Annotated in this window: 12 protein-coding genes; 4 read left to right on the top strand and 8 right to left on the bottom strand. The window is 59.6% G+C overall.

The window, feature by feature from the left end; genetic code table 11:
- Positions 1 to 50: 50 nt before the first annotated feature.
- From cmoB to lon, 6 genes are all read right to left on the bottom strand, one after another.
- Positions 51 to 1,007 (bottom strand): tRNA 5-methoxyuridine(34)/uridine 5-oxyacetic acid(34) synthase CmoB, encoded by a 957-nt coding sequence (cmoB, locus tag ACIQU2_RS08050; RefSeq protein WP_347803694.1) that lies wholly within the window; start codon positions 1,005 to 1,007, stop codon positions 51 to 53.
- Positions 1,004 to 1,783, bottom strand: coding sequence for a carboxy-S-adenosyl-L-methionine synthase CmoA (gene cmoA / locus ACIQU2_RS08045; RefSeq protein WP_193560118.1), 780 nt, complete (start codon positions 1,781 to 1,783; stop codon positions 1,004 to 1,006). The genes cmoB and cmoA overlap by 4 nt, the downstream gene beginning before the upstream one ends.
- A gap of 126 nt (positions 1,784 to 1,909) precedes the next feature.
- Positions 1,910 to 2,554: a lysoplasmalogenase gene (locus tag ACIQU2_RS08040; RefSeq protein ID WP_403139891.1), complete on the bottom strand. Its 645-nt coding sequence runs from the start codon at positions 2,552 to 2,554 to the stop codon at positions 1,910 to 1,912.
- Between the two features lie 2 nt (positions 2,555 to 2,556).
- Entirely contained in the window at positions 2,557 to 2,949 is a 393-nt protein-coding gene (locus ACIQU2_RS08035) for a protease inhibitor I42 family protein (RefSeq protein WP_403139889.1), read from the bottom strand.
- Positions 2,950 to 3,065: 116 nt separating this feature from the next.
- The gene (locus tag ACIQU2_RS08030) at positions 3,066 to 3,485 is read right to left on the bottom strand and encodes a hypothetical protein (RefSeq protein WP_403139888.1); all 420 of its coding nucleotides are present in this window, start codon (positions 3,483 to 3,485) and stop codon (positions 3,066 to 3,068) included.
- Positions 3,486 to 3,676: 191 nt separating this feature from the next.
- Positions 3,677 to 6,094 carry an endopeptidase La gene (gene lon, locus ACIQU2_RS08025; RefSeq protein ID WP_403139887.1) on the bottom strand — a complete coding sequence of 806 codons (2,418 nt, stop codon included), beginning with the start codon at positions 6,092 to 6,094 and terminating at the stop codon, positions 3,677 to 3,679.
- A 454-nt stretch (positions 6,095 to 6,548) separates the two neighbouring features.
- On the opposite strand from lon, the gene ACIQU2_RS08020 reads away from it, so the two are divergent.
- From ACIQU2_RS08020 to ACIQU2_RS08005, 4 genes are read left to right on the top strand one after another with little or no spacing between them, the layout of a single operon-like run.
- Positions 6,549 to 7,226 (top strand): methylamine utilization protein, encoded by a 678-nt coding sequence (locus ACIQU2_RS08020; protein ID WP_129438130.1) that lies wholly within the window; start codon positions 6,549 to 6,551, stop codon positions 7,224 to 7,226.
- On the top strand, positions 7,210 to 9,567 hold the full coding sequence (locus tag ACIQU2_RS08015) for a putative bifunctional diguanylate cyclase/phosphodiesterase (RefSeq protein ID WP_403139884.1): 2,358 nt from the start codon (positions 7,210 to 7,212) through the stop codon (positions 9,565 to 9,567). Before ACIQU2_RS08020 ends, ACIQU2_RS08015 begins: the two co-directional genes overlap by 17 nt.
- Before the next feature lie 3 nt (positions 9,568 to 9,570).
- The gene (locus ACIQU2_RS08010; protein WP_403139882.1) at positions 9,571 to 10,434 is read left to right on the top strand and encodes a DUF3034 family protein; all 864 of its coding nucleotides are present in this window, start codon (positions 9,571 to 9,573) and stop codon (positions 10,432 to 10,434) included.
- Positions 10,434 to 10,853, top strand: a complete 420-nt coding sequence (locus ACIQU2_RS08005) for a group 1 truncated hemoglobin (RefSeq protein ID WP_129438124.1) — start codon at positions 10,434 to 10,436, stop codon at positions 10,851 to 10,853. The genes ACIQU2_RS08010 and ACIQU2_RS08005 overlap by 1 nt, the downstream gene beginning before the upstream one ends.
- Before the next feature lie 154 nt (positions 10,854 to 11,007).
- Here ACIQU2_RS08005 and ACIQU2_RS08000 read toward each other — a convergent pair whose 3' ends face one another.
- Both ACIQU2_RS08000 and ACIQU2_RS07995 read right to left on the bottom strand, forming a co-directional pair.
- Entirely contained in the window at positions 11,008 to 13,419 is a 2,412-nt protein-coding gene (locus ACIQU2_RS08000) for a glucose/quinate/shikimate family membrane-bound PQQ-dependent dehydrogenase (RefSeq protein ID WP_403139879.1), read from the bottom strand.
- A gap of 213 nt (positions 13,420 to 13,632) precedes the next feature.
- The gene (locus ACIQU2_RS07995; protein ID WP_347806054.1) at positions 13,633 to 15,015 is read right to left on the bottom strand and encodes a carbohydrate porin; all 1,383 of its coding nucleotides are present in this window, start codon (positions 15,013 to 15,015) and stop codon (positions 13,633 to 13,635) included.
- Positions 15,016 to 15,058: the final 43 nt, after the last annotated feature.

The following is a 15,058-nucleotide window of genomic DNA, read 5'->3' as shown; positions in this document are numbered from 1 at the left end:
GGGCAAGCCCGCTCCCACAGGTTTATCTGGTGTCTGAAAGATCGGGGGAGTTACTTACGAGCGACGATGACGGCACGCATCGGCGCCGGCAGCCCTTCAACCGTTTTGCTGTGATCCTCTGGGTCAAGGAAATCGCTCAACGACTGATACTTCATCCACTCCGTACCACGCTGTTCATCAACGCTGGTGGTGCTCACGTCCACACAGCGAACATCCGTGAACCCGGCCCGGCGCAGCCACAGCTCCAGCGCTGGTACTGACGGCAGGAACCACACGTTTCGCATCTGCGCATAACGGTCTTCCGGTACCAGCACCTGCTGCTGATCGCCTTCAATCACCAGCGTCTCCAGCACCAATTCGCCGCCCTTGACCAGGCAATCCTTCAGCGCCAGCAAATGCTCGATCGGCGAGCGGCGGTGATAGAACACCCCCATGGAAAACACCGTGTCGAAGCCTTCCATGTTCGGCGGCAGGTCTTCGAACGGGAACGGCAGGTGCCAGGCATTGGGTTCGGACAGGTAACGCTGCACCGCCTGGAACTGGCAGAAGAACAGCCAGTTCGGATCGACACCAATCACACTGTCGGCCCCGGCACCGAGCATGCGCCACATGTAGTAGCCGTTGCCGCAGCCGACATCGAGGATGCGTTTGCCCTTCAGATCCAGATGCGGTGCAACCCGCGACCATTTCCAGTCCGAACGCCATTCAGTATCGACGTGCACACCAAACAAATCGAACGGCCCTTTGCGCCACGGTGACAGTCCCATCAGCGCGGTGCGCATTTGCGCACGGGTTTCGTCATCGCAATCGGTGTCCAGCGTCAGGCCATTAAGCAGATCGACTTCGCTCGGCTGAATTTTTGGTAAAGCGTCCAACGCACTCTGCCAGCGCTCCAGGTCGCCGTGACCTTTTTCCATTTTCTTGTCGAGTTGCGCTTGCAGGGTATTGGCCCAGTCGGCCAGCGGTGTGCCAGCCAAACGGCGGGCGAGGGGGGACAGATCAATCATGGCAAGGCAATCAACGAGGCAAAGTTAAGACACTGGAACCACGGCACGACTTTCGAGAACCCGGCGGCCAGCAGGCGCTCGCGGTGTTCTTCGAGGCTGTCGGGCTTCATGACGTTTTCGATGGCGCTGCGTTTCTGGGCGATTTCCAGTTCGCTGTAGCCGTTGGCGCGTTTGAACGCGACGTGCAGGTCGGTGAGCAGCGCATGTTCTTCAAGGTCGTTGAAGCGCAGCTTCTCCGACAGAATCAGCGCGCCACCGGGCAATAGCGATTGGCGGATACGCGAGAGCAACGCCGTGCGCTGTTCCGGGGCGATGAATTGCAGGGTGAAGTTCAGCGCCACCACCGAGGCTGGCTGAAATTCGAGGGCCAGGATGTCGCCTTCGATCACTTCGACCGGCAGCAACTCCTGGAACATCGAGTCCTGACCGTTGAGGTACTCGCGGCAGCGTTCAACCATCGCCGCCGAGTTATCCACAGCGATGACGCGGCAGCCGTCAGTGCGTACGTGTCGGCGCAAGGCCTGGGTCACGGCACCGAGGGACGAACCCAGGTCGTAAAGAACGCTGTTGGGCTGGGCGAACTGCGCGGCGAGCACGCCAAGGTTTTCAACGATGGTCGGATAACCCGGCACCGAGCGCTTGATCATGTCCGGGAACACCCGCACCACGTCCTCGTTAAAGGCGAAGTCAGGCACCTGGGCCAAAGGCTGGGCGAAAAGGCGATCGGGTTCTTTGCTCACGGCGGTTCCAGCGGCATAGGTGGAAAAGGCCGGCATTTTAGCCAAATTGACGGGGGGATGCGCGGGTTGTCTGATAAACCGTAAATCAAAAGATCGCAGCCTTCGGCAGCTCCTACAGGGGATCACATTCCAAGTGTAGGAGCTGCCGAAGGCTGCGATCTTTTAAAGGGTTGAACGCGGTTTCTGGCTGAACGCCGACGCCGCAATCCCCCATTGCCCCAGCCAGTAGCTGAGGATGATGACGTAAGGGGCGGCATGAAACGGCGCGACGAATCGATTGATGCCAATCACGCTGTCCGAAAACACAAACGCCACCGCACCTGCGGCCGCCAGCAGCGCCGAGCGTTTGGGCACGTCAGTGCCGAGTCGAGCCAGCGCCCGCCAAAGCATGGCGCTGATGGCCAGACCGTAGACGATCACCGGGATGAGCAGGGGACCCAGCCCATTGGAAATCAAGATCCCCAACAACACCGCGCCGACGCCCAAAGCGATGATCAGCGGTAATAGCGCCAGTCGCCGGTAATCACTCAAGTAAGCCTTCAGATACGCCAGGTGGGCGACCAGAAACGCCCCAAGACCAAACACAAACAAATCCCCCGGCCATGCCAGCAACACATCGCCGAGCAGGGAGAAAATCAATCCAAGGCTGATCCAGCGCCGATATTCGCTGGGCGGTGCGTCATGCAACCAACCGAGCAAGGCCAAAACCGGCAATGGCTTGACCAGCAGGCAGAGCAACGCAGCGTGCACGCTGACGCCGTAGAGGAACGTCACCGCGCCCATCAGCGCCAGAATCAGCCAGCCCACGATCAGTTAACCGAGATCGCGCAGTCGAAAGTTTCCACTGCCGGTACTTCCGGTGCCCATGGCTGTGAGTAGGTCAGGCGCAAACGGCCCGTGCCAGCGGTGAAGGACTGGAAGCGCCAGGTCGAGAGGCCGGCGCTGCCGACGATCCCCGCGTCTTGCGGATTGCTGTATACCTCGGGGCTGAGTGCGCGCAATACGCCACCGGCCGAATCCTGGATCGCCCAGCGGTAACCTGTGGTCGGGTTGCTTGGCAAGGTCAGGATCAGGTTTTGCCCGCTGTGCAGTTTTACCGGGCATTCGCTTTGTTTTTCCACGGTCACGTTCTGCTTAGGTTGCATGGCGCAAGCGGCCAGCAGGGAAAGGGCGAGGGGGGCAAACAGGCGAGTGGGGGACATAAGGTCAGTGGCTCCGGCATTCACGACGAACGGCGAGCATAACTGAAGATGAGACAAACTGTGACGGCGAGAAGAGCGCCCGTGAGTAGGCGCCCTTCAGGGGGGAGCCCGTCTTGTTAATTTTGGGTGAGGTCGAAGCTACCCATGATGTCCCGCAATTCAGCATCTGGGAATTGGACTTTTACAAGGAACGACATTTTGTAGCGTTGGTTAACCGGGTCGAAATCAATCGTACATGTACCTTCCTTGATAAATTCCTTATCAGTAGCCCCACTACTCGTTGTGTGGACATAGATGAAAGACTTAATTCCCTTGGGGAACGTGTGCTGTCCACTGACTGCATCTTTTTCGGTGATGATGTAAATAGTTCTAAAGGGATTCGTTGGGGCAGAGCCCTCTTCCATTCCACTAAAGTGATACATGTCTTCAGTATCTTTATAAATCTGGAGCCTGTCGGCTTTGAAATCTTTATGACCCTGGATTTTTGCAGTAAATGAGCCTTCTATCGTTGAGGTGACGCGCATGTTGGCAGTCATGTTCGATCCTGGAGGTGAGTAGGGAAATGAGATGTCGAAACATCCTCGCCAACAGCATGTGCGATAGAGTTATGAGAGGTAACTGTCAGAGTTGACAGGTTTTAAGATTGTTTTCATCGGTTTTGTTGCCTTTTTATGGGCAAAAAAATCCCCGGCGAGTCTGGATGCACACCGGGGATTGATTGAACGAGTTAAAACAATATCTTCGCCACATCCGTAAACCGCTTGGCAAAGTGCACGGTAATCCCTTCCTTCAGATAATCCGGCAATTCTTCAAAGCTACCGCGATTAGGCTCCGGCAGAATCAATTCAAAGATCTTCTGCCGCCGCGCCGCAATCACCTTTTCGCGCACTCCGCCAATCGGCAGTACATGCCCGGTCAGCGTCAGTTCGCCGGTCATGGCGATGCCTTTTTTCGGCGCCTGGTTTCGGGCGAGCGAGAGCAGGGCGCTGGCCATGGTCACGCCGGCACTCGGGCCGTCTTTCGGGGTGGCGCCTTCCGGGACGTGCAGGTGAACGAAGGCTTCGTCGAAGAACTTCGGATCACCGCCGAACGACTTCAGATTGGAGCTGACGTAGCTGTAGGCGATTTCCGCCGACTCTTTCATCACGTCGCCCAATTGCCCGGTGAGTTTGAAGCCACGATTCAGGGTGTGGATGCGCGTGGCTTCGATCGGCAGGGTCGCGCCGCCCATGCTGGTCCAGGCCAGGCCGGTGATGACGCCGGTACCGGACAGCACTTGCTCGTTGCGGAAGACTGGATGGCCGAGTGAGGATTCGAGGTCTTTCGGGCCGAGCTTGATCACCGCTTTCGGCTCGTCGATCAGTTTCACAACGGCTTTGCGCACCAGTTTGCCCAGTTGTTTTTCCAACTGCCGAACCCCCGCTTCACGGGCGTATCCGTCGATCAACGCTTTGAGGGCGCTGTCGCTGATACTCAGGCTGCCTTTGGACACGCCGGCCTTTTCCAGTTGCTTGGGCCATAGGTGACGTTTGGCGATGGCGATTTTTTCTTCGGTGATGTAACCCGACAGGCGAATCACTTCCATCCGGTCCAGCAACGGGCCGGGGATCGAGTCCAGGGTGTTGGCGGTGCAGATGAACAGCACTTTCGACAGGTCCAGACGCAAGTCCAGGTAGTGGTCGAGGAATTCGACGTTCTGTTCCGGGTCGAGGGTTTCCAGCAGCGCCGAGGCCGGGTCGCCCTGGTAGCTCTGGCCCATCTTGTCGATCTCGTCGAGCATGATCACCGGGTTCATCACTTCGACATCTTTCAATGCATGGACGAGTTTGCCCGGCTGCGCGCCGATGTAGGTGCGGCGATGGCCCTTGATCTCGGCTTCGTCGCGCATGCCACCGAGGCTGAAGCGGTAGAACGGCCGACCGAGGGATTCGGCGATGGATTTGCCGACACTGGTTTTACCCACGCCCGGCGGGCCGACCAGCAGCACGATGGAGCCGCTGATCTCGCCTTTGTAGGCACCGACGGCGAGGAACTCGAGGATGCGGTCCTTGATGTCGTCGAGGCCGGCATGGTGTTTGTCCAACACCTTGCGCGCGTGCTTGAGGTCAAGTTTGTCCTCGCCGTACACGCCCCACGGCACCGAGGTTGCCCAGTCGAGGTAGTTGCGGGTGACTGCATACTCCGGCGAACCGGTTTCGAGGATCGACAGCTTGTTCATTTCCTCTTCGACGCGTTTTTGCGCTTGGGGCGGCAGAACCTTGCCTTCCAGGCGCTGTTCGAACTGCTCGATGTCGGCGCTGCGGTCGTCCTTGGTCAGGCCCAGCTCTTGCTGGATGACCTTGAGTTGTTCCTTGAGGAAGAACTCGCGCTGATGCTCGCCGATCTTGCGGTTAACTTCGGCGGAAATTTCTTTCTGCAGGCGTGCGACTTCGACTTCCTTGCGCAACATCGGCAGGACTTTTTCCATGCGCTTGAGCATCGGCACGCAGTCGAGCACTTCTTGCAGATCGTTGCCGGTGGCCGAGGTCAGTGCGGCGGCGAAGTCGGTCAGCGGCGACGGATCGTTGGGACTGAAGCGATTGAGGTAGTTCTTCAGCTCTTCGCTGTACAGCGGGTTGAGCGGCAGCAGTTCCTTGATCGCATTGATCAGCGCCATGCCGTAAGCCTTGACCTCGTCGGTCGGCTCGGTGGGCTGGTGCGGGTATTCGACTTCCACCAGGTACGGCGGGCGATGGTGCTTGAGCCAGGTGCGAATGCGCACGCGAGTCAGGCCCTGGGCGACGAATTGCAGTTTGCCGTTTTCGCGACTGGCGTGATGCACCTTGACCAGCGTGCCGTAGAGCGGCAGGGTCGAGGTGTCGAAATGGCGCGGGTCTTCCTGGGGCGTGTCCATGTAGAACAGGGCCAGGGAGTGGTGATCGGATTTGCTCACAAGATCCAGCGTTTCAGCCCACGGTTCTTCATTGACGATGACCGGCAGCACTTGGGCCGGGAAGAACGGGCGGTTGTGGATCGGGATGATGTAGACCTTGTCCGGCAGGTTCTGGCCTGGCAGGGCGAGGTCTTTGCCGGTGGAGTGGTGTTCGGCGTTCTCTGGGTCGGCGTATTCGCTCGGGTCTTCGGGGAATTCTTGCTGGTCGCTCATGGGGCACCTGCGCAATTGGGTATGGGTGTTAGATGGGGCGGGTGGGGGGTGGTTTCAATGGCGGGGGATATTTCAGGGTGTGTTCAGGATTTTGACAGGTCATTGCCCGAATGAACTCTGATTTCCTGTAGGAGCAAAGCTTGCTCGCGATGACGGCTAAACATTCAACATTGATGTTGGCTGACCCACCGCTATCGCGAGCAAGCTTTGCTCCTACAGAGGGCGGTGTTTATAGGACGCGCGTCCCGTCTTCAGTTTTTTCATTCGTGGTCGATAACCTATACAGAAGCTAACTTGTTGCATAAGTTTTGGCCGGACGAGCGGTCATCTGTCATGTACTATTCAGTGATGGCACTTAGCCTTAATTCAGGCATCATCCCCTTCGTGTCGGGCTTCAGTACGATCCTATCGCCAAGGCAGGCCATTTCGACTCCCTGACTTTTTTGGAAGCCTCATGGCCCGTTTGATTTCTGCTTTGTTCATAGCCGCAGCGCTCTGTCTCATTGGTTTGGCCAATGCCGCGCCGCTGCAAATCCAGATGCATGATCAAAATGGCAAATCCCTGGCCGATGCGGTCGTCACCCTGCAAGGTCCGGTCGGTCTGCCGGTGGGCGCGCTCAAGGCCGACATGGACCAGCGCAGTCAGCAATTCGCGCCCCACGTGCTGGCGGTGCACACCGGCACGCCGATCAAATTTCCCAACAGCGACAACATCCGCCATCAGGTCTATTCGTTTTCGCCGGCCAAGCGCTTTGAACTGCGGCTGTACGAAGGCACGCCGTCCGACCCGGTGCTGTTCGACAAACCTGGCGTGGTGGTGCTCGGCTGCAACATTCACGACTGGATGCTCGGCTACGTCTATGTCACCGATGACCCGCGTTTCGGCGTGACCGACGCCCAAGGCCAATTGACCCTCGACGCGCCGGCCGGGGTTTATCACGCCACCCTCTGGCACCCGCAAGCCTCGGGGATGCAACCGGTCGACGGCGGCGAAGTAAAAATCGCTGCGGCCGGCCTCACGCAGGCCTTCGCCCTGACCATAGAGGCCCAGGCCGAGCAAACCCCGACCGCGCCGGCACCGAGTGCCTTTGGCGATGCCTTTAAGCGAGCCGCCCATGAAACTACGCAGTAGCTTTCAGGCGCGGGTCGCCTGTGTTCTGATTCTGCTGTTGCTGGTGGTGGTCGGCGCGCTGTACTTCAGCGTGAAGGCGGCGACCAACTCGGCAGTGCGCGGCCAGGCCAGTGCGCAATTGGAAGTCGGCACACGGGTATTCGAACGGTTACTGGAAGTGCGGGGCCGACGGCTGGCCGACGGCGCGCAGTTGCTCGCGGCGGATTTCGGTTTTCGCGAAGCGGTGGCCAGCGGCGACGCGGCGACCATGGCCTCGGTGCTGCTCAACCATGGCAAACGCATCAATGCCAGCGACATGATTTTGCTGGGTATGGACGGCAAGGTCCTGGCCAGCACCCTCGATGACGTCGTCGAAGGTACGCCGTTCCGCTACGACCATGCCTTGCGAGAAGCCCGACGCACGCAACAGACCATGGTGATCGTGCCGTTGCAGGGCAAACCGCATTTGTTGGTGGAAGCCATGGTGCTGGCGCCGCTGCCGATCGCTCGGGTGGTCATGGGGTTCAGCATGGACGCAAGTTGGGCGGGTGAATTGCAGTCGCTGACCAACCTTGAAGTGTCGTTCCTCACCGTCGATCGCCACCACGTCGGCGAGTTGGTTAGCACCCAGCCCAGTGCCATGAAAGACAGCCTCATGCGATTAATGCTCGGCAGTCGGCAGGGCAGCCAGGTGCAGTTGAGTGAGCTTCACGATCAGAATTTCCTCGGCCAGTCGTTGATGCTGGCGAGTGCTCCGCAAGGCAGCGATAACCAGGTGATCGCGCTGTTGCAAAGTCCGCTGGATGCAGCGATGCAAGCCTTCGCGCCGCTGGATGAAAAGATCCTCGGCATTGCCTTGGTGGCGTTGCTCGGCTCGCTGGCCGGCGCCTTGTTACTGGCCCGTGGTGTGTCGCAACCGGTGCGCGCGCTGGCCGAGGCCGCCGAGCGGATTGGTCAGGGCGATTACCAGACGCCGGTCAGCCTCAAGCGCAGCGATGAACTGGGCCTGCTCGCCACGGCGTTCAATTCCATGCAAAGCGGCATCGCCGAGCGTGAACTGCAACTGGCCCACAACGCTTTGCACGACCCACTCACCGGCCTGCCCAATCGCACGCTGGCGATGGAACGCTTGGGCAGTGCGATCTCCGCACAACGACCGATGGCGCTGGTGTACATGGGCATCGATAACCTGCGGGCGATCAACGAAACCGCTGGCCCTGAGTCGGTCGATCAACTACTGCGCCAGACCGGCGAACGCCTGCAAGTCGCGCTGCGCCCCGGCGATACCGTGGCGCATTTGATTGCCGATGAATTCCTGTTGTTACTCGACGGTATGGACAGTGACGCCGCTGTGGCGGTGGCCGATCAGCTTCAACAATTGTTGCTCAAGCCCCAACGCATCAACGGCCATGACCTGATGCTTGAGTGTCGTATGGGCATCGCGGCCTATCTCGTGGATGGCTTGAGCGCGCACACCTTGCTGGAGCGCGCCGCGATTGCGATGAAAGACGCGGCGCAATTGCCCGGTCGCCTGCAAATCTACGAACAGGGCCGTGACCTCGTACATCGCCGCCAGATCACCCTGATCCGTGACTTGCGCCACGCCGCAAGCAATGGCGAATTCCTGCTGCATTACCAGCCCAAACTCGACATCAGCAAAGGCCATGTACGCCAGGCAGAAGCCTTGCTGCGCTGGCAGCATCCGCAATTTGGCATGGTCTCGCCGGCAGAATTCATTCCCTTGGCCGAGCGCACCGGCAGCATTCAAACGTTGACTAATTGGGTGATCGGCGAAGGCATGCGCCAGCTCTCGGAATGGAATCGCCGGGGCCTGCGTTTGCAGCTGTCGCTGAACATTTCTGCCGATGACTTGCTCAGTGATGACCTGGCCGAGCGGGTCTCGGCGCTGTTGCGGGTTTATCGCTTGCCGGCTGAACAATTGATTTTCGAAATCACCGAAAGCGCGGTCATGCGTGAACCGGAGCGAGCCCTTAAAGTGCTGCATCAGTTGCGTGATTGCGGCATCAGTTTGTCGGTGGATGACTTCGGCACTGGTTACTCATCGCTGGCTCACCTCAAGCGTTTGCCGGTGCAAGAGTTGAAGATCGATCAGTCCTTCGTTCGCGATCTGGATGAAACCAGCGAGGACGCGGTGATCGTTCGTTCGACCATCGAAATGAGCCATAACCTGGGACTCAAAGTGGTGGCCGAGGGCGTTGAATATGCCCACAGCCTGCGTTTGCTCGAACGCTGGCAGTGCGACACGGCGCAGGGTTATCTCATCAGTCGCCCGCTGAGCGCGGCGGCGTTCGAAGCTTGGGTGGCGTTGCCCCTGAGCGCTCAAACTTCCATGGTTCATTGATTCATGACTTCACGTTTTTCCCTGTTGCTCGGCTGTCTCGTCGGCCTGACCCTGCAAACCGCCGTGGCCGAAAACGGTCGTCTGATCGCCACCGGCGGCGCCAGCAGCCTCGAAGGTACGGCGGGCGGTGGCATCACGCCGTGGGCGGTGCTCGCCGGTTATGGCGAAAAGAATGAGTGGGGCGCCACGGCGTTCGCCACCACCGTCAACCTGCCGGACTATCGGCTGGATGTGGCGGGTCTCGCGTTGGCCTATGACAACCGCGTTGAATTGTCCTTTGCCCGGCAACGCTTTGATCTCGGTTCGTTGGTGCACAAGCTGAACCTGCCGGAAGACAGCCTCGGACAGGACGTGCTTGGGGTGAAGGTTCGGCTGTTTGGCGACGTGATCTACGACGACTTGCCGCAGGTTTCGTTGGGACTGGAATACAAACATCAGCATGATTTTTTGATCCCCAGCCTGGTTGGCGCCAAACGTGACAGCGATACCGAAGGTTATCTGGCCGCCAGTCGTTTGTTCATGGGTGCAGCGTTTGGCTACAACCTGTTGGTCAATGGCAGCTTGCGTTACAGCCGTGCGAACGAGTTGGGGTTGCTGGGGTTTGGCGGTGATCGTCGCGACTCGCGCAGCCTGTTGAAAGAAGGTTCGGTCGCGGTGCTGTTCAATCCGCGTTGGGCGGTGGGCGTTGAGTATCGAGAGAAACCAGACAACCTGTCGTTCTCCAGGGAAAGCGATTGGGCGGACCTGTTTGTCAGCTATTTCCCCAACAAGCATGTCTCGGTGGTGTTGGCCTACGCCCGGCTCGGCGAAATCGCCACGCTGGATAACCAGAACGGCACGTATCTGTCAATCCAGGGGAGTTTCTGATGCGGATTTCCCCTCTGATTCTGGCGCTGCTGTTGAGTGCCTGCGTACAGCAACCGCCCAAGGACGACAGCCTCTACCGCGACCTCGGCGAGCGTCCGGGGATCACTCGGATTGTTGAAGGCATGTTGCTGAAAATCGCCAGGGATGAACGCATTGTCGAGCGTTTTCGCAAGATTGATATCCAGCGCCTGCGGGACAAACTGATCGAACAGTTCTGCGTCGAAGCGGGCGGCCCTTGTGTGTACACCGGCGACAGCATGGCCGAGAGTCACAAGGGTCAGAACGTCAGTCGCAGCGACTTCAATGCACTGGTCGAAGACCTTATCGCCGCGATGGATGAACAGGGCATCAGCGTCCCCGTACAAAACTGCTTGATCGCCAGACTGGCACCCATGCGCCCTGACGTGATTGAGAAATAACACCGATTCGCATGCGATCCCTGTAGATACTCTGTTCACGGTCAAGCTTTCGCGAGCAAGCTTCGCTCTTACAAGGGATTGCGTTCATGCCCGGTCAGCACAAAAAAGGCGACCCCCTCACAGGAGTCGCCTTTCCTTTAACCGCCGCTAAAACTTATTCCGACAGTTTGTACGCAATCACATAGTCACCTTGTTTGGTGCCCAGCGACCCATGACCACCTGCAACAACAAGCACGTATTGCTTGCCGTCCTTGCCGGTGTAGGTCATCGGCGTGGTTTGCGCGCCGGCTGGCAGGCGGCCTTCCCACAACGGCTTGCCGTTTTTCACGTCATAGGCGCGCAGGTACTGGTCGAGGGTGCCGCTCAGGAAGCCAACGCCGCCGGCAGTGGTGAAGGTGCCGCCCAGGCTAGGCACGCCCATGCTCAGCGGGATCGGAGCCGGCGAGCTGTCGCGCACGGTGCCGTTTTTGTGTTTCCAGATGATTTTGCTGGTGGTCAGGTCGACCGCCGCCACATAACCCCAGGCTGGCGCCTGGCACGGCAGGCCCAATGGCGAGAGCAGGGGTTCGAGGATGACGCCGTATGGCGCGCCTTTGTTTGGCTGCACGCCTTCGGTTTCGCTTTTACGCGGGCCTTGGGCAGCGATTTCGGCGGCCGGGATCATTTTCGATTTGAACGCCATGTAGTCCGGGTTCATGAAAGCAATCTGACGCACCGGGTCAACCGAGATGCCGCCCCAGTCGAACACGCCGAAGTTGCCTGGATACACGATCGAACCTTGCAGCGATGGCGGCGTGAACGGGCCGTCGTAGCGCATGGATTTGAAGTCGATCCGGCAGATCAGTTGGTCGAACGGGGTGACGCCCCACATGTCGCGCTCTTGCAGCGGCGGCGGCATCAGGTTCAGGTCGGATTTCGGTTGGGTTGGCGAGGTGTGATCACCTTCCACCGAGCCCTGCGGTACAGGCACTTCGTTGATCGGCACGATCGGCTTGCCGGTGCTGCGGTCCAGCACGTAGATGCTGCCTTGCTTGGTGGACGCGAGTACCGCTGGTTTCACACCGTCTGCGGTTTTCAGGTCCATCAGGGTTGGCTGGCCACCGACGTCCATGTCCCACAGGTCATGGTGGGTGAACTGCATGTGCCAGCGCACTTGGCCGGTGGCGATGTCGAGGGCGGTCAGGCCGGCGGCATGCAGTTCCGATTCTGGCGTGCGATCGCCACCGAACTGGTCCGGGGTCTGGTTGCCCATCGGCAGGTAAAGCATGCCGAGTTTTTCATCGACGGCGAACATGGACCACATGTTCGGCGAGTTGCGGGTGTAGACCTTGCCTTCGGCAATCGGCGTGGTGTCGTCCGGGTTGCCACTGTCCCAGTTCCACACCAGTTTGCCGGTGTGCACGTCGAACGCGCGGATCACGCCGCTAGGCTCGTCGGTAGAGACGTTGTCGGTGACGTGGCCGCCAATCACCACCAGGTCTTTAGTGACCGCTGGAGGTGAGGTGGAGTAGTAACCGCCGGCAGTGAAGCCGCCGATGTTGGCGCGCAGATCAACCTGGCCCTTGTCACCAAAGTCTTCGCACATCTTGCCGGTGTCGGCGTCGAGGGCGATCAGACGGGTGTCGGCAGTCGGCAGGAAGATCCGGCGTGGACAGACGCTGCTGACCGGCGCAGGGCTGGCAGTGCCCGTCGGGCTTTGCTCGGACGCGTAAGCGGCGTCATCGTGATACGTCACGCCACGGCAGGTCATGTGCGCCCAACCCTTGAAGTTCGCCGCGTTTTGCGTGGAGAGCTTCGGATCGAAACGCCAGATTTCCTTGCCAGTGTCCGGGTCCAGCGCGATCACCTGGCTGTGCGGCGTGCAGACGTAGAGCATGCCGTTGACTTTCAGCGGGGTGTTTTCGGCAGTGGTTTCACCCGGGTCGTTCGGCCCAGGCAGGTCGCCGGTGCGGTAGGTCCAGGCCGGAACGAGCTTGTTCACGTTCTGCGGGGTGATCTGTGTCAGTGGTGAGTAACGATCGCCGTGAGCGCTGCGGCCGTAGGAGTTCCAGTCACCGTCGGGCATGGCCGGGGCGGTGTTGGTCATGCCCGGTACGCTGTCGCGGTCCAGTTGGCCTTTGATTTCACCCGGATTGGTGAATTGGCTGGCCAGCGCAGCAACGCCCGCCAGCACCACGGCCACGCTCAGTGCGCCGGTGCCCATCGGCGCAGGGCCAGTGAGCAACAGCGGACGGCGGAACCACGGCAGCAACATGACGAGGCCCAGCGCAAACAGCATGGCCAGACGCGGCACCAGTTGCCACCAATCGAGGCCGACTTCCCACAAGGCCCAAACGGTGCTGGCGAACAGCACCAGCGCGTAGAGGCCCAGTGCAGCGCGGCGGGCAGCGATCAGCAGCCCCCCGGTCAGCGCCAGGCCGATACCGGCCAGCAGGTAATACAGCGAGCCGCCGAGCATGCTCAGCTTGATCCCCCCGGCCAGCATGGCCAGGCCTATTAGCAGAAGCAGGATACCGAGCAGGCTCGGCAGCAGACGGCTTCGACTCAAAGCACCATCAGTGCTCATAGTGTGGTTCTCCGTGACGTTTTAAGTAGTTCCGCGCAAGTTCACTGTAGATGACGATCCTGTGCGGGCATGGTTCATGTAAAAAGTGTTTGGACGCCGCATTCCCTGTGGGAGCGAGCTTGCTCGCGATGGCGGCCTCGCATTCAGCATTGATGTCGACTGACACTCCGCCATCGCGAGCAGGCTCGCTCCCACAGGTTTTTGTGGTGTTGGTTAGAACGATGACTGGATCTTGATCCCGCCAATCAGCGCGTCATCGACCTGGTCCACGCCACCGGGGTGGCGGATGTATTGCAGGTTCGGGCGCACGGTCAGCCAGTTCGTGACGTGCACGCCGTAATAGAGTTCGGCGCTGTATTCGGTGTCCTGCGGTGGCAGAAAGGACGGGTCGTTGTAGTCGAAGACCGCGCGGGCCTGATTGGTCGCCTCGGCGTTCTTGCGATAGGCCGGGTTGACGTGGACGCGAGCCAGGGCGAAACCGATGTCGTCCTTGGCGCGCGCATCGAACAAGCCTTTGTAGACGACGCCTGCCTGGACATAGTTGTCGATGGCGTTGGTCTTCTTGTCGTGCATCGTGCCGTTGGCGAACACGCTCAGGCCGCGGGAGTTGTCGCTGGCGCGGCTGGTCAATTGCTGCTGCACACCGAGCCACACACCGTGTTTGCTTGACGTGCTGCGGTAAGCCTCGCCACTCAGGGCTGCCGGCTGACCGTTGCTGTCCTTGTAAGCGTCGGTGGCGTTAGCACTGCTGTAGTAATAGCCGGCGCGGTATTCACCCGGCAGGCCGTTGAGCTTCGGCGACCAGACCAGTTCCACCGGCAGGATCGCGCCCTGGGTGCCGCTGCCGCTGAGCTTGAAGCCATTGTCGCGATCAAGGTTCGACGGGTTTTGCTCGTAGGCACCGACCTGCGCGTACAGCTCCGGCGTCAGGTGATATTTGACCCGCATCGCCCACTGGCTGACCGGCCAGTTGTACCAGATGCCACCGACCCAGTTGCCGACCTGAGAGCCGCAGAACGCCAGGTTCTGGAAGTCGCAGGGGAAGCTGTTGAAGTCTTCGCCTTCGCCGAAACGGCCGACCTTGATGTCGAGCTTTTGATCGAAGAATTTCTGCTGATACCACATCTGCGTCAGGCGCCAGGTTTGCCCGCGACCCCAGACTTCCTGAGCCGAGGTGAACCCGCCTACACGCGGATCATTGATGCGGTCGTTGCTGATGTTGTTGCCGTTGCGCTCGGTGATGGTCAGCTGAAATTCGGCGTGGTCCCAGCCCAGAATCTTCTGCAGGTCCAGGTGCGTGCCGAGGCCAAACTGGTCGCTGTAGCGAGCGGTGCGGTCATGGTCGTAACCGCCGTGCAGATTGCTGCCCATTTCGCCGGTGTAATCGACTTTGAAGTCGTAGCCTTTTTCCGAAAGTTCGGTGCGCGTGCCGTTCCAGTCGCCCAGCATCCACGGCGACTCACTATCGAAAGCCGGAGCGGCCTGGGTGCAAGTGGCGAGGCCCAGCGCGGTGAATCCGCCAATCAGGTTCAGGGCTTTTCGACCAGCAATAGTGGTGCGGACAGCGCTGTCTCGCGGAGTTTGAAGATAAGGCATAGGGGAAGTAATTCTTGGTCTTTTCTGGGGGGTGAACTGAAGC

It is taken from the genome of Pseudomonas sp. NPDC098740, from assembly GCF_044760065.1.
In the GTDB taxonomy this organism is placed as follows: domain Bacteria; phylum Pseudomonadota; class Gammaproteobacteria; order Pseudomonadales; family Pseudomonadaceae; genus Aquipseudomonas; species Aquipseudomonas rossensis.
Note: the sequence above shows the minus strand (reverse complement) of the source record. Positions and strands in the feature narration are given on the sequence as shown.

Bases quoted from the DNA above. Each gene is read 5' to 3' on its own strand.
- cmoB (WP_347803694.1), bottom strand. From the start codon at position 1,007: ATGATTGATCTGTCCCCCCTCGCCCGCCGTTTGGCTGGCACACCGCTG.
- cmoA (WP_193560118.1), bottom strand. From the start codon at position 1,783: ATGCCGGCCTTTTCCACCTATGCCGCTGGAACCGCCGTGAGCAAAGAA.
- ACIQU2_RS08035 (WP_403139889.1), bottom strand. From the start codon at position 2,949: ATGTCCCCCACTCGCCTGTTTGCCCCCCTCGCCCTTTCCCTGCTGGCC.
- ACIQU2_RS08030 (WP_403139888.1), bottom strand. From the start codon at position 3,485: ATGACTGCCAACATGCGCGTCACCTCAACGATAGAAGGCTCATTTACT.
- lon (WP_403139887.1), bottom strand. From the start codon at position 6,094: ATGAGCGACCAGCAAGAATTCCCCGAAGACCCGAGCGAATACGCCGAC.
- ACIQU2_RS08020 (WP_129438130.1), top strand. From the start codon at position 6,549: ATGGCCCGTTTGATTTCTGCTTTGTTCATAGCCGCAGCGCTCTGTCTC.
- ACIQU2_RS08015 (WP_403139884.1), top strand. From the start codon at position 7,210: ATGAAACTACGCAGTAGCTTTCAGGCGCGGGTCGCCTGTGTTCTGATT.
- ACIQU2_RS08010 (WP_403139882.1), top strand. From the start codon at position 9,571: ATGACTTCACGTTTTTCCCTGTTGCTCGGCTGTCTCGTCGGCCTGACC.
- ACIQU2_RS08005 (WP_129438124.1), top strand. From the start codon at position 10,434: ATGCGGATTTCCCCTCTGATTCTGGCGCTGCTGTTGAGTGCCTGCGTA.
- ACIQU2_RS08000 (WP_403139879.1), bottom strand. From the start codon at position 13,419: ATGAGCACTGATGGTGCTTTGAGTCGAAGCCGTCTGCTGCCGAGCCTG.
- ACIQU2_RS07995 (WP_347806054.1), bottom strand. From the start codon at position 15,015: ATGCCTTATCTTCAAACTCCGCGAGACAGCGCTGTCCGCACCACTATT.